Here is a 22,557-nt window from a genome sequence, read left to right on the forward strand (position 1 = left end):
GCTCAGAACGGCACCATCACCTTCAGCGTTGCGCTGTTGCTGCGCACGTGTTCGGAGAATTGCCCGTCGTACTGCAGGCGGAAGTCCACGCCGCCCGCATTCATCACCTGCAGGCCCGCCCCTACCCTGCCGACGACGTCGTCGATGGGCAGCGTGGTGTCGAACGATCCCGTGCCCGCCGGGGCGCCGCGCAGGCGCGCGCTCGAGGTCCAGTCGTCCTGGGACAGGAAGGACACGCCCGCGTACAGGAATGGACGCAGCATGGCGCCGTTCTTCAGTTCCGACCGGCCGCCGAACTCGATCATGGGCGACACGCCCATGATGAAGCGGTCGCTGCTGTCGACCGACAGCGCCAGCGGATTGGAGCCCGATTCCGTGTATGCGGGCATGCGGCTGTAGCTGAAGTCCAGGTCCACGTAGGGTTTCACGTACATGTTGCTGTAGGCGAAGGTGCGCGCCGCGCGCAGGCGCGCGTTGAAACCGTAGACGTCCGGCCGGCTGGTGAGCGTGTCCTGGTAGCCCGCGATGTCGATGTCGCGGTCCATGCGATAACCGCCGTAGCCGCCGCCCAGCGCGGCCGAGAACACCCACGGCCCCTCCTCGCGCTTGAGCACCACCCCGGCGTAGCCGCTGTCGCCGTTGCCGCGCACGCTGCCGTCGCTGGCGCGCACGTGGCTGTTCTCGTAGGCCACGGACCCGCCCAGGAACCAGCCGGGGCTGACCTCGCGCGGGCCGCCGAACTGGTACGTAACGGTGTCGTAATCGAAACCCGCCGTGCCGCGGCTGCCATCCTGGTTCGTGGCCCGGCCGGTAACCTGGCCCCAGAAACAGTTCTGCTCTCCGGTCAGCGCGTCCACGCCGGTGAAGGTCGGGCACGACATCATGGCCCCGGTGAACTGCCCCAGGTTGGCGGCGGACTGCACGGCCGGCGCGATGGTCACGCCCGGAGACAGGTTGGCGACGCTGTCGCCATATGCGCCCGCGCCCTGGCGCGACGCCAGGTCCAGCTGCGCGAAGAGCGGCGCCAGCGCGGAATTTCCGCCCGCGTTCCAGATGCGCTGCAGGTGGCCAGCGACCTCGCTCTGATTTCCCTTCAACTCCATGGAAGGCGCGCTGAAATTGGCCGACGCAACGCGAATGCGGGTGTCCGGCCCGATCTGGCGCGCTTCGTAGTCATAGACCGGGCTGTCCACCGCGGTAAGCGCCCCCTGCGAACTCCCCTGCACCGTCACGACCGAAAGCTCGCGATTGGGCAGCAGCGCCTGCGGCAGCGCGTCGATGCCTCCCGCCAGGCTGGCGTCGCCCTCCACGACCATGCGTGAGGACCGCAGTTTGTCGAAGTCCACATCCGCGCGCAGCACGCCGCTGCCGGACTGGGTCAGGCTGCCGCTGACGGTAAGGGTCTGGAACTGGCCGGGCTTGCCGATCACGATCAGCCCGTCATTGTGGACGTCGGCATTGTAGGCAACGGCGTCGGTCGCGACAGCGCCGGCCTGGTTGTTCAAGATGCAGGCGTTGCTGCCGTCGCCGTTGTGGCACAGCGTGCTGCCGGCCAGCTTGCCGGCGTTATCGATGGTCAGCCTGGAACCCGACGAGGCGCCGTAGCCGTCGTAGCGCACGGCCACGCCCGACAAGGCGCCCACCGAGGCGCCGGCACGTACAGCCAATTGGTTTTTCTTGCCTGCGGCGATCCACACGCCGCTGCCCGATCCTGAGCCGCCCTGCACATCTCCGTTGACGACGACCCCAACCGGCTCTACCCGTGCCTGACCGTCGCTTTGCGCGAAGACGCCCGCCGATCCCTCGCCCGTGGCATTCAAGGTTCCCCATTGCTCGACGGAGACGGGGCTCGCAGTGCCATTCTGTCCGGCGGCTCCCGCGAATCCCCCCTGCGGGCCACCGGCAAGCCCGCCGCCGCCGCCAACCGATTGCGCGACAATGCCGTGCGCATTGGCGCCGGAGGTGATCAGACTGCCGTTGAAGGAAACGTTGACGATGTTGCCCCCGCCGCCCTCGGAGTTGACCGACACCGACTGCCTATTGAAGCCCTGCGAATTGAACTGGATGGCTTGGGACACATCGCCGATGATGCCTCCGCCCCCGCCGATGGATTGGGCGACGATGCCGTGGGCGCCGGCTCCTCGCGTCGTCACGCTGCCGGTCAGGTCGAGTCTCACGCCGCCGGCGCTGCTGCCCAAACCGGTGTTGCGCTGGCTGCCCAGCTGGAGCGAGCTCACGCCGTCCGCGGCGCCAGAGGTCGCGATGCCGCCGCCAGAGCCAATGGACTGCGCGATGACCCCCATCGCCCTGTCGCCGTAGGTGTTCAGACTCAAGCCTGTGGAAATCTTAACGGAGCTGCCAAAGCCGCCTCCGCCGCTGTTGCCCGCGACCATCCCGAACTGCAGGCTGCCGGGAGTTGCCGCCGAACCGGCGCTGCCCGCCATGGCGATGCCGCCGCCGCCACCGATCGATTGCGCGACCAGGCCGTAGGCGCTATCGCCCTTCGTTTCGATGTTGGCCCAGCTGCCAGGCGTGACGGTGATGCTTTCGCCGTCCCCGCTCATGCCTCCCAGCAACAATTGACCCCTCGCCCGCGGGGATCCGGACCCCGCCATGCCGCCGCCCCCGCCGATGGACTGCAGGACGATACCCGCCGCGCCGTAGCCGGCAGTGTTGAAACCATTGCCGCCGTCGTCATTCAGTGCGGCCGTGATGGCGCCTCCCCCGCCGCCGCCGCCGCGGCCGCCGACCGCCAGCGTCACATTGGACGTGGAAAGGCTGGACGACACCGTGGAGGCGCCGCCCGCGCCGCCCCCCCCGCCGATGGATTGCACCACCGCCGCGTCCGCATAGTCACCGTAGGTCTGGGTGTATGCGCCCAGGATGGCGGGCGCGCTGCTGCTCCCTATGTCGCCGCCACTGCCGCTCCCCCCGCCCGTCCCGCCCACGTATACATGGAATTGATAAGTGGTTCCGGAATCGTTCACCGAAGGCAGCGGAGAGGTCGTGGCGCTATTGCCGCCCACCGCGCCGCCCAGGCCGCCGGAGCCGCCAATGCTCTGCACCAGCAGGCCGTCCGCATCAGCGCCATAGGTGGTGATATTGCCGTCGCTGTTCAAATCGATCACGCCGCTATCGCCGCCGCCCCCGCCGCCAACTTCCACGGAACCGTTGAAGTCCGTGGTGCTGTCCTCTTCGGTCGCCTGGACTTCCAGGCCCACCTGGCCTCCCTGCGATGCGCCGCCCCCGCCGCCGATGGATTGCACCAGCACGGCCCGCGCGCCGTCGCCATGCGTGGTCACGGAGCTGGCCGAATCGATAGTCAGGCTGGCAAGCCCGCCAAAGCCACCCGTGTTTCCGGTGCCGCCCAGCGCCATCGAGATCGACACATTGGCGTCGGTATTGGCGCTGCGGCCCGTGGCCGATCCCACACCTCCGGCCCCACCGCCGCCGCCCACACTCTGCACCAGGACCCCATTGGCGGAGTCGCCCATCGTGGAGACATTGCTGCCCGTCATCGTCAGCGTCGCGCTGCCGCCCGTGTTGCCGCTGCCCCCGCTGCCGCCCAGCGACGCCTGCAGCGACCCGCCGATCGATTCGCCCGTACCGATCACCGTCGACGTGGCGGACGCGCTGCCGCCCATGCCCCCGCCCCCGCCGATGGCCTGCACGATCACGCCCTGCGCGTTCGCGCCCTGCGTCGAGACCCCGGCGTTGGTCAGCGTTGCCGTTGCCGAGTTTCCGGAGCCGCCCGAGCCTCCCGTGCCGCCCATGGCGAAACTGACAGCCACGCCGAACGAGGCATCCTCGGTAGGCACCGCAATGGTCATGGCCTGGGCCACGGACGCGCCGCCAGCGCCGCCGCCTCCGCCGATCGATTGCGCGATCACGCCATGCGCGTCGCTTCCGCTGGTCTTCACGCTGGCGTTGCTCACGTTGGCCTGCGCCACCCCGCCGCTGCCGCCGCCGCCGCCCGTGCCGCCGACCGCCACCGCCATGGAGAACCCCACGCCGGCATCGTAGGCCGAGGCCGCGCCGCCCGTCCCGCCGCCGCCGCCGATCGCCTGCGAAACGATGCCATAGGCATGATCGCCGCCGGTCGAAACCGTATATCCGGTAAGCTTAGCCGTCGAATTGCCGCCCGCCCCCCCGCCACCAGCCGAGCCGCCGATCACGGCCACGCCATTGGCGCCGCCGCCATCCCCGCCGCCGCCGCCAATGGATTGGGTCAGTATGCCTATGGCCGCGGAGCCCGAGGTGCTCAGGTTGCCGCCCTGAGTGACGGTCACCGTGCCGCCGGCGACCGCGCTCCCGCCCGCGCCGCCCACCGCGATGATGCCGCTGCTGGGGCCCGCCGTGCCGCCGCCCCCGCCGATGGCCTGTCCCACGATGCCGTGCGCCGAAGATCCGAACGTCGAGATGGTGGTGAGACTGTCGATATTGACGGTGCCGCTGGCGCCGCCGCTGCCGGCATTGGCTCCGGCATCTCCGAACAGTTCGAAATTGCCGGTGGTGGTGCCGCCGATGCCGCCCATGGACTGGCCCAGGATGCCGATCGCATTGGATCCCTGCGTAACGATCGTGCCACCGGCGACATTCGCCGAGGCATCGCCGGTCGCCACGGTGACCGTGCCGCCCGCGCCGCCCACGCCCGCGTTCTCGGGCGTGAAATCGACAAGGCCGCTGCTGGTCAGCACGCCGCCGCCCCCGCCGCCGTAGCTGCGCGCGGCAATGCCGTGCGATTGCGCGCCGTAGGTCGTGATCTTGGCAGTGCCGTTCATGCCGATCTGAACGGGGCCGCCCTTGCCGCCGTCGGCCCCATTGCTGTCTTCGCGCCCCGCCCCGCCGTTGCCGCCCTGGCTGACCACGCTGACGCCAGGCAGATAATCGCCTGTGGTCGTGATCGAAGATCCGTTGTTCAGCGTGACGCTCGCCACGTACTTGGACGTGCCCCCCACGCCGGCGATCTCGCCAGTGGTGTTGGTGATGGTATCGGGACCGTCGCCGCCATTGCCGCCCAGCCCAACCACCACGATGCCGCCGGACAGGCTCGCCAGGGTCGTCGGCGCCGGCACCGAGTAGCTGGTGACTGTGATCTGGCCGTTATTGACGGCCGCGACCGTGCCGAACCCGCCGCCCGCGCCGCCGTTGTCGCTGCCGTCGGTGGACGCGAATCCGGCATTACCCTGGCTGGTGGCATACAGCCCGCGCACGCCGTTGGTCAGGAGATTGCTGGTGGCGCTGCCGGGGATTTCGACCTGCACGTCCACCTTTCCGTTGTTCGTAACGATGGTGGTGCCGTCGGGGTTCCCGCCTCCGCCCGTGCCGCCCCAGCCGTTGGCCACGCCGCCGGCGCCGCCGATGGATTCCGCGCCTACGCCCCAGGCATACCGGCCCGCATTGTTGGACGACACCGAGACCGAACCGTTATTGGTGATGTTGACGATATCGCTGTTGCCGCCATTGCCGCCTACCTGGTCGCCCGTCGCGGCGCTCATCTGGTCGGCGCCCAGCCCGCCGATGCTGGCCCCGTAGATGCCCACCCCGCCATAGGGCAGGCTCACCAACGTGACGCTATCGTTGTTGCTGATCGTGACCGGGGAACCGTTGCCGCCGCTGCCCCCGCTGCCGCCGCCGATGTCGTCCGGCGGAGTGCCGCCCGTGCCGCCCACCGAGGCGCCGTAAATGCCGAATTGGCCGCTGCTGTCGTCCCAGACTCCCGGCGCGGAACCTTGTGCAGCCTCCGTGGGAGTGCCGTTGGCGTAAATCGATTCGTTGCTGGTGATGGTGATCGTGCCGCCCCAGCCCCCGAACGTGCCGCCGTCGTCGCCGTCCGGCGAACCGGTGCCGCCTTTCAGGCGCACCAGCAGCACCGCCTGCTGCGGACTCGGGCCCAGGTAGCCATTGTTCACCACGATATAGTTGCCGCCATAGCCGCCGCCGTTGGTGCCGGTACCCGTGGGGCCGGTGTAATCGACGGTCAGGTTGCCGCTTGCGCTGGAATCGACAGTGCAGGTGGTGACCGATGAAGTCGAAGAATTGGGCGTGGGGCAGGAGACGTCCGCCATGGCCGGCTGGGCCAGGATCAGCCCCACCGCCGTGACCGACATGGAGGAAAGCAGGCTGAAATGCGGCCGCGCCGGCCTGGGGTCCCGTCCGAATACCGTCGCTACACTTCTGCGCATCGTCAGGCTGGTCGTCAGCTTCTTCATCGCTAATCCTTTGCGGGCAGCTCCGGCCGTCACAATCAGCTGGAGGCTGTTTCGATTCAAATCGAAGAAGTTTCGATTTTTATCACCGCGCCAAGACAGGTCTCAGCGTTTTTCGACGAAACGTGGATTCGGCTCGACAAAACGGCGCGCCGCCATCGGCTGCGCGGCCTCGAAGCCCTTTTTTGAAAATAGTTGTTTCATTCGAACGGCAGGTATTCGTAAGCGAATGCGCCGGCCCACGGGCCGGCGCATTCGCATCCCGCTCGCCATGCGGCGCCTCAATACCCTATCGGATACCCATCCTTGCGATGATCGGATGCCGCCAGATAGCCGCCCTGCTCCAGCCGCATGGCCATCTGGGCGCTGCCGAACTCCAGGTCGAATCTCGGCGCCACGTCGACCTGATGACCGAAGGCGCGCAACTGCTCCACGGCCTCGGGCGGGCAGTTCCATTCCACCGCCACGCCGACGTTATCGTCCTTGACGCGCCAGCGCGGCGCATCGCTGGCCGCCTGCGGGTTCTGGCCGAAGTCCGCCAACCGGCTCGTGACCTGGAAATGCCCCTGCGCCTGCATCGATCCGCCCATCACGCCAAAGCTCATCAAGGGCTTTCCCTGCTTCATCAGGAAGCCGGGAATGATGGTGTGGAACGGCCGCTTGTTGGGCGCGACCACGTTGGGGTGGCCCCGCTTGGTGGAGAAGCCCCACCCCCGGTTCTGCAGGGCGATGCCCGTGCCCGGCACCACCACGCCGGAGCCGAAGCCCTTGAAGTTGGACTGGATGAACGACACCATGGTGCCGTGCTGATCGGCAGCGGTAAGGTACACCGTTCCGCCGCTGTGCGGATTGCCGGGGCGCGGCGCCCCGGCGCGCCCCGGATCGATCAGCCTGGCCCGCTCGGCCAGATACGCGGGGTCCAGCAGCTGCGCGCTGGATACCTTCATGTGATCCGGATCGCCCACGTGCTCGTACAGATCGGCGAACGCCAGGCGCATGGCCTCGATCTGCAGATGCAGTGTGCGCCCGGTATCGCGGCCGCTCTCGCGCAGATCGAAGCGCTCCAGCATGCCCAGGGCCATCAGGGCGCCGATGCCCTGGCCGTTGGGACCGATCTCGAACAATTCCAGGTCGCGGTAGCGCATGCCGATGGGTTCCACCCAATCCGCCCGATGGCGCTCCATATCGGCTTGCGTGATGTAGCCGCCGGTATTGCGGGCATGGGCCGCGATGGCCGCCGCCAGCTCGCCGCGATAGAAGCTTTCGCCCTTGCTGCGGGCAATGCTTTCCAGCGTGGCCGCCTGCCCAGGGCAGCGGAAACGCTCGCCCGGCAAGGGAGCCCGGCCGCCCGGCGCGAAGGATTCGGCGAAGCCCGGCTGCCCGCTCAGGCGCGGCACCTGCTTTTGCCATTGCCGGTGAACGGTGGGCGACACCAGGTAGCCGTCACGCGCGTAGCGGATGGCGGGCTCGAACAGGTCCTCGAACGGCAGGGAACCGAACTTCTCCCAGATCGCGCGCCATCCGGACACCACGCCGGGCACGGTCACACTGCCCCAACCAATGGGATCCATGCCGTCCAGGTGTGCGAAGCGCTCCGTTTCCCATGCGGCCGGCGCCCGTCCCGACGCGTTCAGGCCGTGCAGGCGCCCCTCGTGCCAGACGATGGCGAACATATCGCCGCCGATCCCGTTCATGCACGGCTCGACCACGGTCAGCGCGATGGCGGTTGCCAGGGCCGCATCGACGGCGTTGCCGCCCCGCGCGTACATCTGGAGGCCTGCGGCGCTGGCCAGCGGCTGCGAGGTGCTGACCACGTTGTCCGCCAGCACCGGCATGCGCTGCGAGGGATAGGGAAGCTGCCAGAAGGGATCGTTTGGAATGGGCATGGGTGTCGGTTCGGAAGTTCGGAATTGCCGCCGCTATTTGCCGGCGCTGATGTTCAAGGCCTTGACCTTGTCCCTCCAGAAGGCCTGCTGGTCCAGGATGAAGCGCGGCAGCGCCGCGCCGGGAATCTCGCTGATCTGGAAACCCTGGGCTTCGATCGCCTTGCGGAAGGCCGCGTCGTCCTGCGCCTTGGCCAACGCCCGGGCCACGATGTCCAGCCTGTCTTGGGGCGTGCCGCGCGGCGCCATCAGCGCGAACAGGTTCTCGGCCTCCAGCCCTTGCACGCCCAGCTCCTTCAGCGTGGGCACCTCGGGCATCACCGGCAGGCGCTTGGCCGACGCCACGCCCAGCACATCGATGCGTCCGCCCTGCTTGTGCGGCAAGGAACTGGTGACGCTATCGAACATGAATACCGACGCGCCGGAGATCACCTCGGGCAGCGCCTGGCTGCTGCCCTTGTAAGGGATCTGCAGCGCATCCACGCCGGTCTGTTCCTTGAATATCTCGGCTTCCAGGTTGGACAGCGTGCCCGCTCCCATCGAGGCGTAGTTGTACTTGCCCGGCGCTGCCTTCAGGTAGGACACCAGGCTGGCGTAATCCTTGATGCCGAGCTTGGAGGGCGTGACCAGGATATGCGGCGCGCTTGCAATTGCGCCCACCGCATCGAAATCTCCGTCCAGCGACACCTGCTGCTTGCCGTTGAGGGCCTCGTAGATGGAGTTGGACATTACGGACGAGATATACAGCGTGTAGCCATCGGCCTCGGACCTTGCCGCCGCCTGCATCCCTATCAGCCCGCCCGCGCCAGGGCGGTTCAACACCACCACGGACTGCCCCAGCGTATCGCCCAGCCGCTGGCTCAGTTCCCGCGCCAGCACATCGGTGGCTCCGCCCGGCGGAAACGACAGGATCAGCTGGATGGAACGCTGCGGAAAGTCTGCGGCAAGCGCTCCGGCCATGGCCGACGACAGCGCCAGCGCGGCAAGAGCGCGCGTGAGGAGACCGCGGCCCAGCGGGCGCGATCCGGTGAGATTCGATTTGCAGACGGCAATGGACATGCGATTCCCCTTGGTCCATGAAAACGCGGCCGGCCTCGGCTCTCTGTCCGCTCATCCGGCCGCCGATAGGCAAATCCATTCTATGAATTGCTGTTTAGGCAATCAAGATCAATAATTCGCATCTTGATTGCATTTTTTAGAATCAAATCCATGCTCAGCACCGCGCATCGCTATTTCCTCGAAGTGGTCCGGGGCGGCAGCATCAAGGAAGCTGCCGCCGCCCTGCACGTGGCGCCTTCAGCCATCAGCCGGCAGATCGCGAAGCTGGAGCACGATTGCGGCGCGGCGCTGTTCGAGCGCCGCCCTCACGGCATGGTGCTGACGCGGGCCGGCGAGCTGCTGGCCGACTACGCGCGCCGCGCCGCCATGGATTCCGAACATGTGCTGCGCGACATCCGCAGCCTGCGGCAGGCGGAGCTGACCACCATCCGCATCGGCTCGAACGAAGCCGTGGCGCGCAACGTTCTGCCCAGCATCCTGGGCGCCTACCGCGGCCAGCATCCCGAGGTGGCGTTCCAGGTGCACATCGCCTCGCCCGGCGTGGTCACCCAGCGCCTGCGCGACGGCGCCATCGACGTAGGCCTGGCCTTCAGCATCAATGCCGGCAGCGGCATCGACGTGCGCTACGAAATCGTGTCGCCCGTGCGCGCGATCATGGTTCCTGGCCACCCCCTCTCCGGGCGCCCCAGCCTCTCGCTGGACGATCTGCGCCACTATCCGATCGCATTGACCGACTCCGGCACCACCGTGCGCCTGCTGTTCGACAACTCCGCCGCCAACGGCAACGGCCCGCCCTTCGACGTCGCCTATTCCAGCAACTCTTCCTCGGTCACCCGCGCCATCGTCGAGGCCGGCCATGCGATTACGCTGGCCGGCGAGATCACGCTCGCCGAACCGCTGGCCAGCGGCGCGCTGGTGGCGGTCGCACTGCAACAGCCGGTGTTCGCCGAACGCACGCTGCAGATACAGACCGCCAGCCACGTCACGCTACCCGACGCCACCGAGAGATTCGTGCGGCACATGATCCAGGCGCTGGCCGCCGAATCCGGCGGCCCCCGCGCCTGACCCGCGTATCGCTACGCGCGCGGCGCGTCGGGATCCTCGCGCGCCTCCAGCTCGTTGCCCAGCACCTCGGCCGAGTCCTCGCTGGGCGCTTGCGGCTCCAGGCGGCGGCGCGTGTGCCCCGCCGCGCGGGCATCCTCGCCCTCGTCGGGGCGTTCGGCCTGCAGCGTCACGTTGGCCGCCGGCGCGAACCCCCGCTTGTCCTGGCCGAAGTACACCACGGTGTGCGGGTACGGCAGCTCGATGCCCGCGGCGTCGAAATGCTTCTTCAACAGCCGGTTGTAGCCGCGCTGCACGGCCCACTGCATGCCGGGCGTGGTCTTGATCAGGATCCGGATGGTCACGCCCTTTTCGTTGACCGCCGTGACGCCTGCGACCGTCATCTCTTCCAGGATCTCGGGCCCCAGCACCGTGTCGGTCATGAGCTCGGCAAAGGCCGCGCGCAGGTGCACGATCGCGTCGTCCACGCTTTCGCGGTGGGCGATGGTGTATTCGCCCAGGTGGTACGAGAAGTCGCGCATATGGTTGGCCACCACGTCCACCGAAGAGAATGGCACCAGGTGATAGCCGCCGTCCAGCGTGCGGATGCCCACCGAGCGTATCGTCATCTTCTCGACCGTGCCGAACACGCCCGCGACCTGCACCACGTCGTTCTCGTTCATCCCGTTCTCAAGCTGGATGAAGACGCCGGTGATGATGTCCTGCACCAGCTTTTGCGCCCCGAAGCCGATGGCCAGGCCGACCACGCCCGCGCCGGCGATCAGCGGGCCCACGTCGATGCCGATCTGCGACAGCAGCACCATCAGCGTCATCGTCACGATGACGATCAGCGCGGCGTTGCGAAATAGCGCCAGCAGCGTGCGTTCGCGCGCGCTGGGCATGCCCCGCCCTTCGCTCTGGCTGAGCCGGTGCTCGATCACGCTGGCGACCACGGTCCAGGCCAGCGCCGCGATCAGCAGCACGATGGCGATGTTCAGCACCATCTTGATGGCCGCGCCGCCGGCATCCGACGCCAACCAGCTCGACAGGTCGAAGGCGTGCCAGGCGTCAAGGACCAGCAGCACCAGGACGATGCGGATGATCAGGCCGATCAGCTTCAACATGGCCGGCACGTAGGCGTTGACGCGGGCCTCCAGCAGCGGCAGGCGCTGGCGCAGGTCCGCCGGCAATTTGATCGGCTTGGCCAGCACGGCGTTCAGCAGCAGGATCAGCAGGCTGCCCACGCCGATGACCAGGAGCGTCTGCGCGGTGGCGCGGGCCATGAATGGCAGCGCGTTGGTCGGGTCTATCTGGCTGACGACCAGCAGAATCGTGAAATAGCCGATGCCCAGCACATGCCACACTCGCGACAGGATGTGCAAGCGCGATCCCATGAACGTGGTGGCGCTGGCGGCGCGGCGGTCCAGGCGTTCGCGCACCGTCTGGCGGTTGCGCCAGATGACGCGCACGGCATATGCGTACACCGCCAGCATGATGATCAGGTTGGCCAGCCTGCCCAGAGCGGGCGACAGCGAGGCCGACACCACGGGATCGACCAGGAGCGTGCCGTAGCCGGCCGCCACGACGATGCGCAGCAGCCAGGCATTCCAGTACTTGGCATGCTCGTCGGCCATGGGCAGCAGGCGCAGGTGCGGATGCTTGACGGCGAATACCGTGCGGACCGCCACCTTGACGATCTCCACCGACACGAAAGCCTTCAGGAACACGGCCGCCAACGCATCCAGCGTCCCGCGCCCGGGCGTGCTCCACAGGGCCGCGGCTCCGCCTGCCATGGCGGCAAGCACCACCACGCCCACGTCGATGGCCAGCGCCCCCACAATGGCCCCCGCGCGCCGGTACAGCACGCGCATGGAGGCCGGCGCGCCGCGTTTCGGCGGCGCATCGGACGCGCGGCCCTGCTCGGCCACCCAGCGGTCGATGCGGGTGTAGATGTACATGGCTATCATCCGCAGCAGGATGAACGCAATGATCGTGACCGCGGCGGCCAGCGCCAACGGCAGCAGGGCATGGCCCGCGGCGCCGCTGTCCATGCGCAGGCTGCGTCCCGAAGCCAGTGCGCGCATGTCTTCCACGCCCTGCCCCATATCGGTGGCCAGGCCAGTCAGAAAGCGCTGCACATCATCGGCCATGCGTTCCCGCAGCCCGGGCTCTGCCGGCTGCGCGGGCGGCGCGGCCGCGCCCGCGGTGCGGGACGAAGCCGGCTTCGTCCCGGACGCCTGCCCCCGCAACTCATCCACCAGCGCCTTGCGCGCCTCGGGATTTTCCAGCAGGTCGGCCAGCGCGGCCGGCGTCAGCCCGGAGGCCGGCGCGGCCGTTTCCTGCGCCAGCAACGGCATCGCAGCCACTGCCTTGGCCTGCCAGCCAAGCGATACGCAACACAGCATCGCTGCCAGCAGCAGGGCCGCCAGCCACGGTCTTTCCCGTCGGCGCCGCCAGAAACTGGCGGCATGCGTGCGGGGCAGGAAAGAAATCGATGCTGTCGTCGCGGATCTAACCACTAAAGAGTCTCCTATACGATCAAGGCCCAGGGAGCGGCGCGCGGCCGCCATAGGTCCGATGATAAAGGCCACCCGGCCGCAACTCCGATTTCGAAGCGAAAAAATGGTGTCAGACTGAACCCGCCCGTGTCGAGTTTCTCGACCGGCCGTTCTGGATCGCGGCGAAGAAGAAGGCCGTGGTAAGACCGAACAGAACAAGTCCGTTCACCGCTTCGATGGCTCCGATGAGCCGCCAGTGAGGCGGCAGGAATGCCGGCGCGTGCCCATAGCTGGTTATCGCCTCCAATGAATAGAGGATCGCCTCGGCCAGGTTGGGCACGGCGCCGATATGCACATACAGGAAAGCCCACGCCAGCGCCTCCAGGGCATGGACGACCGCGGCGAACAACGCAAAGATCGCGACGGAAACCCCAAACAGGATCTTGCTTTGGGCCAGATGGGCTGGCGCGGATGCCAGCAACCTGCCCATGGCCAGAAATGCCGTCACGTGCACGACGATCGTCGCGACGAACAAGGGCAGGCCCAACAACCAGTCGTCTTCCCAACTCATGCGACGCCTCCTGGCCCGGACGGGCCCGTCACCCGGCTCGACTCGCAAGGTATCCCTTCAAACCAACAGGAAATTGTAGAGGCGGTTTTTGCGAGTGTCTGTTCACCCTTTGGGCTAAACCGCACTCTTCGCCGCTATGCCAGGGACGATTTCCGTGGCGCGGCCCGGTCCGTCGGCGTTGTGCAAAGCACCAAAAAAGGCCCGGCCCAAGCCCCCCTCTTTTTCCGTTGTTGTAAAACGGCAGCACGAAGCATCGGCTGGTCCCGGCGCCTGTAATATCAATCCACCAAGAAAAAAAACCGGCGTCTGCAAGGCAGAAAAATGCCGGCAGATTCACGCCACTACAGGGGAAGGGTAGTCGTAAGTGAATCAAGCCACCACTCATTTGACGCCATCGCCCGCCCGGCCGGACCTGCACTTCGGAACGCGCGCGCCGCCGGTCATTTCAGTCACGACCCTGGCCGGCATATCCGGACTGATACGAAATACCTTTGGCGACAAGATCCTGAGGCAAGCCAAGCAAGCCGTGATGCTCGACTTCGAGCTGATCGAAAACCGTGAGTGCTTCGTTCCGCAGGCGCTCATGACCGATTTCCTCTGGGAGATCGAACGACGCTCCGGCGGCGTGAACCTCGGCCTGTTTTCCGCTCCGCACCTGTCGCTGACGACGTACGGACGCTGGGGCGAATATGTCCTGGCCGCCGACAGCCTGGGCGAGGCCCTGGCCCGCGCGGCCTCCTCCTTGAGGTATCACAGCACCGGCGACCGGATGAGAGTCTCGGTCGAGGGAGGCATCGCCCGCGCCAGCTATTTCACTGCCACGCGAGGGCGCCCCGGCTACGTACACATTGCAAGTGGCACCGCGATCGTGTTGCTCAGCATTCTGCGCACCTACCTGGGGCCGGGCTTTCTGCCGGATTGGATCGAACTGGACATCCCGCGTCCGGCGGCCGTGGCCCCGTTCGAAGACGTATACCAATGCCCGGTCGTGTTCGACACCAATGCCGTATCCGTGTGCATCGACGCCCGTCTGCTTGAGCGCCGCGCCCACGGCCGCGTCCAGCCGCGCCTGGTAACGGTCGAAGACGTGGCGCGCGCGATTTTCGAACCCGCCGGCCTGGGCAATTTCATGGGAGTCGTCGTGGCGCACATCCACGCGCAGGTTCAAGCCGGCTCCGTATCCATCGACAGCACGGCGCGCGCGCTCGACACCAGCGTGCGCACGCTGCAACGGATTCTGCGGCGCGATAGCGGATCCGACTTCCGAGAGCTGGTGAACGTCGTCCGTATGCGGCGGGCCAAGGAGTTGCTTGCGGGCACCAGCGCATCGATCACGGAGATCGCGATGGAATTCGGCTATTCCAGCCCGGCGAATTTCGCCCGCGCATTCCGCAACGCCGCCGGGCTGGCGCCGCATGAATACCGGCTCAGCCTGGGTCTGGAGCACGGAAGGTCAGCGGAACCCGTTCCGCAGGATACCCCGGGGACTCGACTGTAACGCCCTGGGCTACGTTTTCAACGCCATACTCACTTCGGCCTGGGATCCTCGATGCCCCGGTCCGGCACCGTGAGTTCTCCCCGCCGTAGCCGCGGCAGGCAATTGACCATGGCGCGCGCCACGTTGCGCACCTCCTGCTGCACCGCCCCGTCCTGGTCCAGCTCATCGTGGCTGGTGGCGTAGGGGCGGTAATAGCCGATATAGCGCTCCAGCCGCGATGCCGCGCCGGCGTCGATCAGCCCCATCCAATCGAGCCAGTCGCTCAGGGCGCGCCGCTGCCCTTCGACGCCGGCCACGTCGCCATGCACCACCAGCCCGTAGGCGCGGCCGGCAAGATGCTTGGGATACGGCCAACCCGCCAGTTCAACCTGCTTGGCCTTGAGCGGGTCCTTGCCGCCGGTCAGGGTCGGATCGGGATTGCCGCCATCGGCGCACACCAGTCGGTCGATCATCAGTTTCAAGGGGCTGGGCGACTGATACCAGTACGTGGGCGCGACCAGGATCACGCCGTGTGCCGCCACCCATTGTTCGTAGATTCCCGCCATGGCGTCGTTGTCCTGTCCCAGCGAATGATTCGGGTAGCAACTGCAAGGCCAATGGCATAGCGGCATCGCGGTCGAGACGCAGCCCTTGCAGGGGTGGATCTGGTACTGGTATTCGTACACCAGCCGGCTGAGGTCCAGCGTATCGGTTTGCACGCGGGCAACCTGCAATTCCTCCGCCACGATACGCGCCAGCCGCCAGCTTTTGGAGACCTCGCCCGGACAGGTGCCGTCATTGCGCGCCGCGCCGACGATCACCAGCACACGCGACGGCGTGTCTGGATCCCGTTGCACTTGCGCGGCGCGCGCCAGCCGGTCGCGCGTCTCCTTCCATTCGACCGACAGGTCGAAATCGGGATCGGAGAATTCGGGGCCCGCCTTCACGGTAACGGGCGACTTGCGGCCCTGTTCGTAGGCGTCCCAGGCGATCGCCTCCAGGCGCTCCAGCGCCTCCCGCTCGGCCTGGAAGGCCGGGTCGTAGAAACGTCGCATGAAGCGCTCGCGGAAAGCGTCGCGCGCGAGCGGGCCCGGGTATTGCCCCTTGCGCACGATCGGGATGGTCTTCTTCATGTCCGCGCGGCAAAACAGGCGTTCGGGTTCGGCATGGCGATCCTCCCTGTCCAGATAGGCACCACCAGCAGCAAGCCGCGTGCCCGGCGTCGTCCACGCCGCAATTGGTGCGCGCAGCACAACAGAGTGCTTCCGGCGCCGGGCCTACCGCGCCCAAGTCGCCAGACCTACGATGCCTTCACCATCAGCGCAGTCCTCTTCCCCAACCGGAGCACACTCATGGCCAAGCACACCATCACCACCACGGACGGTACTCAGATTTATTACAAGGACTGGGGAGCAGGCCCGGTCGTCACTTTTTCCCACGGCTGGCCGCTGAACGCGGACGCCTGGGACGGGCAGATGCACTTCCTGGCGCAGAACGGTTTCCGCGTCATCGCGCACGACCGCCGCGGGCACGGACGCTCGTCGCAACCGTCGTCGGGCAATGACATGGACGGCTATGCCGACGACCTGGCGCAGCTGATCGAAGCGCTGGACCTGAAAGACATCTCGATGGTCGGCCATTCCACCGGCGGCGGCGAAGTGGTGCGCTACATCGGCCGCCACGGCACCCGGCGCGTGGCCCGCGCGGTGCTCATCGGCGCGGTGCCGCCGGTGATGCTGAAGTCGGCCGCCAACCCCGAAGGGCTGCCGATCGACGTCTTCGACGGCATCCGCAGCGGCGTGGCGGGAGACCGCTCGCAGTTCTACAAGGACCTGGCCATTCCCTTCTATGGCGCCAACCGCCCCGGCTCCAAAGTCTCGCAAGGCATGCTGGACCAGTTCTGGCTGTGGAGCATGCAAAGCGGCCAGAAGAACGCCTACGAATGCGTGAAGGCCTTTTCCGAAACCGACTTCACCGAAGACCTGAAGAAGGTCGATGTGCCGACCTTGTTCATGCATGGGGAAGACGACCAGATCGTTCCCGTGCACGACTCGGCGAAGAAGGCGGCGCGCCTGGTGAAGAACGCCAAGGAAATCTATTACCCCGGCGCTCCCCACGGCCTCACCGCCACCATGCAGGACCGGATCAACGCCGACCTGCTCGCCTTCCTCCGCTCCCCCGCCTGACCTCCCCATTTTCCTGGAGATTCCGCCATGCTCGCCATAGACAACGCCTTGCCCCCCAGCGTCGAAACGCCCATCGACCTGGTCCCCTCCCGCTACGCAGTGCAGATCGGAGAGATCGATGCGCTGGTGGTCAGCGACGGAGTGCTGCCGCTGCCGACCGCAACGATGGCCACGAACGCCGATCCGGCCGATTTGGCGAATTGGCTCGAGCACATGTTCATGCCGCCCGACGCGTTCGACTGGCCGCTGAACGTGATGGTGGCGCGCAGCGGCGACCAGACCATTCTTATCGACGCCGGGCTGGGCGGACAGTTCGCGGGCTTCCCGCGCGCCGGGCAGTTCCCCCAGCGGCTGGAAGCGGCCGGCATCGCGCTGGAATCCGTGACGGACATCATCATCACCCATATGCACATGGACCACGTGGGCGGGCTGCTCGTGCCCGGAGTGAAGGATCGCCTGAGCCCCGACGTGCGCGTCCACGTGTCGGCGACCGAAGTCGAATTCTGGACGTCGCCCGACTTCTCCCACACTGTGATGCCCAAGCCCGTACCGGCCGTGCTCCGCTCCACCGCCACCAGCTTCTACAACGAATACCGCGACCGGCTGCGGATATTCCAGGACCGGCATGAGGTCGCGCCGGGCGTGATCGTCCGCCTTACCGGCGGCCATACCCCGGGGCACAGCGTGGTAGACCTGGTGTCGGGCGGCGAACGGCTGACCTTCGCCGGCGACGCCATGTTCCCGGTCGGCTTCGACCATCCCGAGTGGCACAACGGTTTCGAACACGATCCCGAAGAATCCGCCCGCGTCCGTATCGCGCTCTTCCAGGAACTGGCGCAGAACCGCGGACTGCTGGTGGCAGCCCACCTGCCCTTCCCGTCCGTTGGAAGGGTGGCGGTCGATGGCGACGCCTTCCGCTGGGTCCCGGTCATCTGGGACTACTGATCCATATAACGCTCGCGCGGCGGCTGGAGGCGGGTGACGCCGACCGCCGCGCCCATGAAGGGATACCCATGCAAAAGCTCTCAGGAAAGACCGCCGTCATCACCGGCGGCAACAGCGGCATCGGCTTCGCCGCGGCCCAGGCCTTCGTGGCCGAAGGCGCGCGCGTCGCCATCGTCGGACGCCGGCGGCAAGCCGTGGACGACGCGGTGGCCCAGCTCGGCGCCTCCGCCTTCGGCGTGGTGGGCGACGTTGGCGACCTGTCCTCCCACGATAGCCTGCTGGCCGAAGTCCGCGAACGCTTCGGCGCCATCGACATCTACATGGCCAACGCCGGCATGAACAACATCGAGCCCTCGTCGGCCGTGAGCGTCGACAGCTACGACGCCCAGTTCGCCACCAACACGCGGGCCGTGTTCTTCGGCGTGACCAAGGCCTTGCCCCTGATGCGCGACGGCGCCTCCATCATCCTCACCGGTTCCATCGCCAGCGCGAAGGTGCTGGAGAACCACGCGGTCTACGCTGGCTCCAAGGCCGCCATCGGCGCGTTCGCGCGCGCCTGGGCGCTGGAGTTCAAGGCGAGGAAGATACGCGTCAACGTGCTGAGCCCCGGGCCCACCGACACCCCCATCCTGGAAAAACTGGGCGTGTCCGAATCGGACCGCCCCGCTTTCGAGCAGGGAATGGCTTCGGCCATCCCCCTGGGGCGCCTGGCGCATTCAGAAGAACTTGCACGCGCCGCCGTATTCCTGGCTTCGGACGACAGTAGTTTCGTCACGGGGGTGGACCTGCGCGTGGATGGCGGGATCGCGCTGACGTAGCGCTCAAGGCAGCCCAGCACGCGCCTATAACGCCCCTACCGCCGGAAGCGCTCAATAGTGAGCCCATCGAGGTCGATTTCAGGCTTGCGGCCACATACCAGGTCCGCCACGACCCGGGACGTTCCGCACGCCTGGGTCCAGCCGTTGGAGCCATGCCCGCTATTGAGAAACAGCCCGTCCCAGCCAGAGATTCCGAGGATGGGGGGGCCATCCGGCGTCATGGGGCGCAGCCCCGTCCAGAACGTAGCGTTCCCGTAGTCGATTCCGTTGGGGAACAGGCTTCGCGCCACCCGGACCAGCACATCTCTACGATCCGCCTTCAATGACAGGTCATGGCCAACCAGTTCGGCCATGCCCGCCGCGCGGATTCTGTTGCCCAACCGAGAAATCATGACCTTGTTGTGTTCATCCATGACCGACATATTGGGCGCTTGATCAGGATTGGTCACCAGCGCGGTAATTGAAAAGCCCTTGAGCGGATATACGGGAAGCTTGATCCCCAACGGAGCAAGCAATGCCGGAGCCTGGTTGCCCAAGGCGACCACCGTGGCATCGGCCTTCAGCGCGCCGGAAGCGGTCTCGCAGCCCACCACCCGGCCGCCTTCATGCAGCAAGCGCCTTACCTGGGCGCCAAAGTGGAATTTCACGCCTTGGCCCAGAAGCCAGGTGGTCAATGCCTGGCAGAAAATGTGGCTGTCGCCCGATGCATCGGACGGCAAATGAAGGCCGCCCGCCACCTTGGCGGTGGCGTCACGCAAGGCCGGTTCGACCGCCAGCGCATCGCGTCCGTTCAACACATTGTGCGGAATGCCGAATTCCTCCAGCGCGCTGGCAGCGATGTTGCCGTACTGGCACTCCGCTTCGGTCTGGAACAACTGCAACACGCCGCCCGCATGAAAATCGAACGCGATCGGCGTCTCGGCCATCAGCCGCGTCAGGCAAGCGAGGCTATAGTGGGCCACGCGCTGCATGCGCAGCTTGTTGACGCGAAATCGCGTCGCATTGCATTCCATCAGCCATCGCCTCGTCCAACGGAGCCTTTCAAGTTCCGGCCAAAGCGAAAACCGCACAGGGGCGTCGGCTTTCAACGCCATCTTCAATACCTTGATCGGCATTCCCGGCGCGGCCCACGGCGCAGCGAAGCTTGGGCATAAGCCGCCCGCATTGCCGAAGCTGGTTTCCATTCCGGCCGCCGAGTGGCGCTCCACGACTTCGACTTCATGGCCTTCTCGGCAAAGATAGTAGGCCGTTGCGGCCCCGACCACGCCGGCTCCGAGGATGAGAACTTTCATGGTTGTCCGGGTCGATCCCTATATCTGCGGCGTTGGCGGAATGCGCGGGCCGGCAATGCCATGCCTGACCGGATCCAAGACTAAAGGGTATCGAAGGGAAATTTATTTCATTGTTTCGGCGTCAAACCGTGCGAATGGGAAAAAAATTCACCCGCTCTGTTGTTAGCATTGACGGTGCGTTGGCTATCCGCAGTCGATCCAGGTCTTTGGAAAGCGCGATCCCTGGGCCAAAACCTTGTGAAATCATGTCTAAACAGATTCGCCGCTTCCCCTCGCTCTCCCACTGGGGCGCATTCACCGCGGTCACGCAGGGCGGCCGGCTGATAGATTGCGAGCCGTTCTCCCACGACAGCGCCCCCTCGGACATCCTGCGATCGATGCCTGCCATGGTCCACTCGCCGCTACGGGTGGACCGACCAGCCATTCGCAAGGGATGGCTGCGCGATCGGCACTTGTCCGACGGGAGCGAGCGCGGGCGTGACGACTACGTGGAGGTCAGTTGGGACGAGGCCCTTGCTGCCGTCCATTCAGAACTCCAGCGAGTCAGGACGGAGCATGGCGGCGAAGCCATTTTCGGTGGTTCATATGGCTGGTCCTCGGCGGGCCGGCTGCACCACGCGCGTACCCAGACGCACCGGTTCCTGAACGCCGGCGGCGGCTTTACGAATCAGGCGGGGAACTATAGCTGGGGCACCGCGCAGTTCCTGCTTCCCCATGTGATCGGCACCTACACGCCGGTGACTGGCCGCGTGACCGACTGGAACAGCGTCACGGGCAACACACGCCTGTTGATCGCGTTCGGCGGCATGCCGCTACGCAACACGCAGATTACGTCGGGCGGCGCCGGGGACCATCCCTTGCGCGGGCAGCTCGAGCGTGCGGCAGCGGCGGGCATTGAGTTTGTGGTCATCAGCCCAACCCGGGGGGATGTTCCTCCCGGCGTTCAGGCGCGGTGGATTCCCATTCGTCCCAATACGGACGCCGCCTTGATGCTGGCGATGATCCAGGCGCTGGTCGCCGATGGCATTCACGACGAAGAATTCCTCCGGGTCCATTGCGTCGGATTTCCGGCCTTGCGCGATTATCTGGAAGGCAAGACGGACGGAATCCCCAAGACGCCGGAATGGGCCCAGGCGATCTGCGATGTCCCCGCCGAGACGATCCGCGCGCTCGCGCGCCAGGCGCGCAGCGTCCGCACGATGATCACTTGCGCATGGTCATTGCAGCGCGCCCATCGCGGCGAACAGCCTTACTGGGCCAGCATTGCGCTTGCCGCTGCGTTGGGGCATATCGGGCTGCCTGGCGGCGGTTTTGCGTTTGGGCATGCCTCCATGAACGGCGCCGGAAACCCGCGCATGGAGATTGCGGGGCCGGCCATGGAATCGGGGCGCAATCCCACCGGCTCGGTGATCCCCGTTGCCCGGGTCACCGACATGCTGCTGCATCCAGGCCAGCACTACGAATTCAATGGGCGTGAAGGCGTCTATCCGGACATCAAGATGGTGTACTGGGCTGGCGGCAATCCCTTCCATCACCAACAGGACCTGAATCGCCTCAGCCGGGCATGGAGCCGGCCGCAAACGATAGTCGCTCACGAGATTTGGTGGACGCCCATGGCGCGCCGCTCGGACATCGTGCTGCCGGCCACCACCACGCTGGAAAGAAACGATATCGGCGGCTCTACGCGCGATCGCCATGTATTCGCCATGCACCAGGCCCTGGCGCCGATCGGCTCCAGCCGCAATGACTTCGACATATACCGGGAGCTGGCCGCGCTGGGCGGCTATGAGCAGAGTTTTACGGAAGGCCGTGGCGAGATGGAGTGGATACGGCATATCTTCGAATCCATGGCTCGGGCGTGGCGCGGCAGTGGCCATACGGCCCCTGATTTCGATGCATTCTGGAACCGGGGCTTCGTGGAGATCCCCGAGCCGGAAAGACCATTCGTGCTGTTCGAAGAGTTCCGTCGGGATCCCGAGGCAAATCCGCTGCGCACGCCGTCGGGCCGCATCGAGCTGTATTCGGAAAAGATCGCCGGGTTCGGCTATGCCGATTGCCCGCCCCACCCCACCTGGCTGACGCCGGAAGAATGGCTAGGATCACCCAAAGCAGCCCGGTGGCCGCTGCACCTGCTCACCCCCCAGCCCGCGGGCAAGCTCCATTCCCAAATGGACGGCGGCCAAGCATCGGTGGATCTGAAGATCAATGGCCGGGAAGCCCTGCGCATCTCGCCGCCGGATGCGCAAGCCCGGCGCATCGGCCAACATGATCTCGTCAAGGTCTACAACGATCGGGGCGCATGCCTTGCAACCGCGCTCGTCGACGCCGACCTCAAGCCCGGCGTGGTGGCCCTGCCTACCGGAGCCTGGTTTGACGCAGTCGGCGAAAGCCTGGAACTACACGGCAATCCCAACGTGTTGACGATCGACGTAGGCACGTCCCGCCTGACCCAGGGAAGCAGCGCCCAGTCCGCGCTGGTGGAGGTGGTGCGGTGGGAAGAAGCCGCGCCTTTGGTCCAGGCCCTTGAGGTGCCGGCTATTGTCAGATCGGGCGGCGCCACATAGGCATGATCCTGAGC

General features: G+C 66.5%; 13 protein-coding genes. 6 read left to right on the forward strand and 7 right to left on the reverse strand.

The features are described from left to right. Positions 1 to 2: 2 nt before the first annotated feature. From JL37_RS20805 to JL37_RS20815, 3 genes are all read right to left on the reverse strand, one after another. Complete coding sequence (locus tag JL37_RS20805; protein ID WP_052097462.1) at positions 3 to 6,212, reverse strand: autotransporter outer membrane beta-barrel domain-containing protein; 6,210 nt, start codon at positions 6,210 to 6,212, stop codon at positions 3 to 5. A gap of 278 nt (positions 6,213 to 6,490) precedes the next feature. After that, complete coding sequence (locus JL37_RS20810; RefSeq protein WP_043546462.1) at positions 6,491 to 8,095, reverse strand: gamma-glutamyltransferase family protein; 1,605 nt, start codon at positions 8,093 to 8,095, stop codon at positions 6,491 to 6,493. A gap of 33 nt (positions 8,096 to 8,128) precedes the next feature. Continuing rightward, positions 8,129 to 9,151: a tripartite tricarboxylate transporter substrate binding protein gene (locus JL37_RS20815; protein WP_052097464.1), complete on the reverse strand. Its 1,023-nt coding sequence runs from the start codon at positions 9,149 to 9,151 to the stop codon at positions 8,129 to 8,131. 150 nt (positions 9,152 to 9,301) lie between these two features. Between JL37_RS20815 and JL37_RS20820 the strand changes: the two genes are divergently transcribed. Beyond that, positions 9,302 to 10,216, forward strand: a complete 915-nt coding sequence (locus JL37_RS20820) for a LysR family transcriptional regulator (RefSeq protein ID WP_043546463.1) — start codon at positions 9,302 to 9,304, stop codon at positions 10,214 to 10,216. An 11-nt stretch (positions 10,217 to 10,227) separates the two neighbouring features. Here the strand turns inward: JL37_RS20820 and JL37_RS20825 are convergent, their stop codons facing one another. Both JL37_RS20825 and JL37_RS20830 read right to left on the reverse strand, forming a co-directional pair. After that, positions 10,228 to 12,597 carry a mechanosensitive ion channel domain-containing protein gene (locus JL37_RS20825; RefSeq protein WP_043546465.1) on the reverse strand — a complete coding sequence of 790 codons (2,370 nt, stop codon included), beginning with the start codon at positions 12,595 to 12,597 and terminating at the stop codon, positions 10,228 to 10,230. Positions 12,598 to 12,820: 223 nt separating this feature from the next. Then, positions 12,821 to 13,261 (reverse strand): hypothetical protein, encoded by a 441-nt coding sequence (locus JL37_RS20830; protein ID WP_052097466.1) that lies wholly within the window; start codon positions 13,259 to 13,261, stop codon positions 12,821 to 12,823. Between the two features lie 364 nt (positions 13,262 to 13,625). On the opposite strand from JL37_RS20830, the gene JL37_RS20835 reads away from it, so the two are divergent. Further along, positions 13,626 to 14,759, forward strand: coding sequence for an AraC family transcriptional regulator (locus JL37_RS20835; RefSeq protein WP_156124351.1), 1,134 nt, complete (start codon positions 13,626 to 13,628; stop codon positions 14,757 to 14,759). Positions 14,760 to 14,788: 29 nt separating this feature from the next. Here the strand turns inward: JL37_RS20835 and JL37_RS20840 are convergent, their stop codons facing one another. Next, entirely contained in the window at positions 14,789 to 15,871 is a 1,083-nt protein-coding gene (locus tag JL37_RS20840) for a flavodoxin family protein (RefSeq protein ID WP_043546466.1), read from the reverse strand. A 219-nt stretch (positions 15,872 to 16,090) separates the two neighbouring features. Between JL37_RS20840 and JL37_RS20845 the strand changes: the two genes are divergently transcribed. The 3 genes from JL37_RS20845 to JL37_RS20855 all read left to right on the forward strand — a co-directional run bounded on the left by JL37_RS20845 (position 16,091) and on the right by JL37_RS20855 (position 18,687). Continuing rightward, positions 16,091 to 16,924: an alpha/beta fold hydrolase gene (locus JL37_RS20845; RefSeq protein ID WP_043546469.1), complete on the forward strand. Its 834-nt coding sequence runs from the start codon at positions 16,091 to 16,093 to the stop codon at positions 16,922 to 16,924. Positions 16,925 to 16,951: 27 nt separating this feature from the next. After that, the gene (locus tag JL37_RS20850; RefSeq protein ID WP_043546471.1) at positions 16,952 to 17,869 is read left to right on the forward strand and encodes an MBL fold metallo-hydrolase; all 918 of its coding nucleotides are present in this window, start codon (positions 16,952 to 16,954) and stop codon (positions 17,867 to 17,869) included. A gap of 68 nt (positions 17,870 to 17,937) precedes the next feature. Continuing rightward, positions 17,938 to 18,687: an SDR family NAD(P)-dependent oxidoreductase gene (locus JL37_RS20855; RefSeq protein ID WP_043546473.1), complete on the forward strand. Its 750-nt coding sequence runs from the start codon at positions 17,938 to 17,940 to the stop codon at positions 18,685 to 18,687. A 35-nt stretch (positions 18,688 to 18,722) separates the two neighbouring features. On the opposite strand, the gene JL37_RS20860 is transcribed toward JL37_RS20855, so the two are convergent. After that, positions 18,723 to 19,979 carry a D-amino acid dehydrogenase gene (locus JL37_RS20860; protein ID WP_043546475.1) on the reverse strand — a complete coding sequence of 419 codons (1,257 nt, stop codon included), beginning with the start codon at positions 19,977 to 19,979 and terminating at the stop codon, positions 18,723 to 18,725. A 245-nt stretch (positions 19,980 to 20,224) separates the two neighbouring features. Here JL37_RS20860 and JL37_RS20865 point away from each other — a divergent pair, with 245 nt between their 5' ends. Then, positions 20,225 to 22,543, forward strand: a complete 2,319-nt coding sequence (locus JL37_RS20865; RefSeq protein ID WP_043546477.1) for a molybdopterin-dependent oxidoreductase — start codon at positions 20,225 to 20,227, stop codon at positions 22,541 to 22,543. Positions 22,544 to 22,557: the final 14 nt, after the last annotated feature.

Origin of the sequence: Achromobacter sp. RTa, from assembly GCF_000757485.1 — a bacterium.
Classification (GTDB): domain Bacteria; phylum Pseudomonadota; class Gammaproteobacteria; order Burkholderiales; family Burkholderiaceae_B; genus Achromobacter.